This is a genomic window from Psychrobacter sp. UBA3480 (assembly GCF_002377945.1).
In the GTDB taxonomy this organism is placed as follows: domain Bacteria; phylum Pseudomonadota; class Gammaproteobacteria; order Pseudomonadales; family Moraxellaceae; genus Psychrobacter.
Genome location: NZ_DFQV01000033.1, coordinates 224,751 through 227,130 on the forward strand (window position 1 = coordinate 224,751; position 2,380 = coordinate 227,130).

Annotated in this window: 3 protein-coding genes; all 3 read right to left on the minus strand. The window is 41.8% G+C overall.

Annotated elements, in window-relative coordinates:
• Positions 1 to 383: TerD family protein (locus B2863_RS13890; protein ID WP_296211586.1), on the minus strand; the 383-nt coding region annotated here is incomplete at its 3' end.
• Positions 384 to 459: 76 nt separating this feature from the next.
• On the minus strand, positions 460 to 1,212 hold the full coding sequence (locus B2863_RS13895; protein ID WP_057760834.1) for a TIGR00266 family protein: 753 nt from the start codon (positions 1,210 to 1,212) through the stop codon (positions 460 to 462).
• 206 nt (positions 1,213 to 1,418) lie between these two features.
• Positions 1,419 to 1,994: a TerD family protein gene (locus B2863_RS13900; RefSeq protein WP_057760832.1), complete on the minus strand. Its 576-nt coding sequence runs from the start codon at positions 1,992 to 1,994 to the stop codon at positions 1,419 to 1,421.
• Positions 1,995 to 2,380 lie beyond the last annotated feature (386 nt).

A 2,380-nucleotide genomic window follows, 5' to 3' on the forward strand; every position in this document is an offset into this window, starting at 1 on the left:
GTAAAGCTATTGACCGTAAATACCAATGAAACCACATTGGCAGGTACTCTTGAGAGATCGACATTGATGACTTCATCATCGCCATCACCGTCGCCAGTACGGTTGTCACCCGTATGCACGATACTGCCATCTTTCGATTTTAGCTGACTGAACCAAATGGCATCGACCGCTTGCTTGTTTGCATCAAACATAATGCATGAAGCATCTAAGTCGATAGAGTCGCCACCAGAACCGCCGCCGAATAATTTTCCTAAGAAGCCACCTTTTTTATCCTGTGGTCCTTGAGCGACATCCCAGCCTAGACCCAATTTAACTTGAGTCAGCTCGCCGCCCGCTTCTTTGCTTAGGGAGATTTTTTGACCTTTTTGAAGACTAACTGCCATGTGAGTATCCTTATAATAATTGTGAGTAAAACCGTTTAAAAATAAAGTTAGAAATTGGTATAAATTGCGAAATGCACTATAAGATATTGTCTAAGAAGCCACCACCGCCGCCACGTCCGCCTGAGCTACTACCTAGGACGCTTTGTATCCAACCTTGATAACTGTCACGATTGCGTGAACAAATAATGACTTTGCCACTTCCTGAGAAGTTCAGAACCATACCTTCGCCACTAGTGACGGAGTTGATAATATTGCTCATGATGCCTTTTTTCTTACTGGTCGAAACTGACAGTTTGTATTCAAGGTTCGAATCCCAGCAGACCACATGACCGTTATCAATAATGACATCTTTGTCTGGTGTGACATCAATCTCAAACAACGAGCCAAAACCAGATACCACGACTTGACCTTGGCCTTGGGTCTGCATCACCATAAAGCCGCCTGTATCACCGAATACTGCACCGCCTAAATTGCGCTGAATATTGGCTCTGATATCGACGCCAGTTTGAGCCGCGACAAATGCACCATCACTCAATGTATACTGCTGTTTGCCAACTTCTATGATTTGCATATCACCATCGAGCGTAGGCGCAAGCAGACAGTCGCCTTCACCATTAACCGCCTCAATCTGCTGTTGAAACAACGATTCATCGTTTGCAAAGCGGCGCATCAGTGACTGCATCAGCCCACCTTGTAGCTTACCTTTCAGCTCAAGATTGGACTCCATCATCACCATCGCGTTGGCTTCACAATAAATTGAATCGCCTTTTTTGAGATTACAATGCAAAAAAGGTTCAATAGTACCGATTAAACTGAATGTTGCGGCCATGGCTTGCAAATCCTTATTCTAATATCTTTGTTAAATGCTCTTAATGTGTGCGTGTGCTTTTAGATGCTTTATAGATTTTAATGATAAGCCAATTAAATTTAAAGCCATCAAATGCGTTAAAGGGGCACACTTGATGGCTCATTGGATCATAACCAGACGTCTGATTATGATAATTGGCTTGCTAAACGTTTACGTTGGTTTTAACGTTAAACATTTACGCCATAAGAGGCTGCTAATGGTCCAAGACCACCGCTGAAGCCTTGACCGACCGCACGGAATTTCCAATCACCGCTGTGACGATATAATTCACCGAAAATCATCGCTGTTTCAGTGCTGCCATCTTCTGATAGGTCATAACGAGCGATTTCAGATTCGCCATTGTCGTTTACAACGCGGATATAAGCATCACCAACTTGACCAAAGTTTTGGTTACGTGCTTGGCCTTCATAGATGATTGCACAGATAGCTACTTTGTTGACGTCAGCTGGGATGCTAGCAAGATTGATTTTGATTTTCTCATCATCGCCATCGCCTTCGCCAGTACGGTTATCACCAGTATGCTCAACAGCGCCGTTGTCTGATTTTAGGTTGTTGAAAAAGATAAAATCTTGGTCGTTACGGACTTTGCCTGCTTCGTTAATCAAGAAACCGATTGCATCTAAATCAAACTCTTGGCCGTCAGTGGCACGTGGATCCCAGCCTAGACCGACTGTAATGTTAGTTAAACCTGGCGCTTCTTTTGATAAGTTTACGTTGCCGCCTTTTGTTAAGCTAATAGCCATACAAATATCCTTTGGATTAATAGTTAAGTGGATTGAGTGATAAAAAATAAACTAAAAGTTGTGCAGTGACTGATATCTCAGAGCAAATAATAAAAACTTACCTGTACGCTATGCCCTGCATATCATTAGGTTTTACTATACTAAGCGTTTGCTCACTAAGCAAGGCGTATTTTGTGCGCTTACTATATGCTTACTAAGGGACATAATACTTCTGTATCTTTGATAATTTCTAATCAACTTAGCAATAGTCGTTAAGATATTGTTATGAAAAGTAATGTTTCATACAAAAGGGATTTAGCACAAAGGTAGCTTAGATAAAACAATCGCTTTAAAAAGCACCGACTGACTATATGGGCTTAGAATAAACTAACTCATGGCTTAGGTAT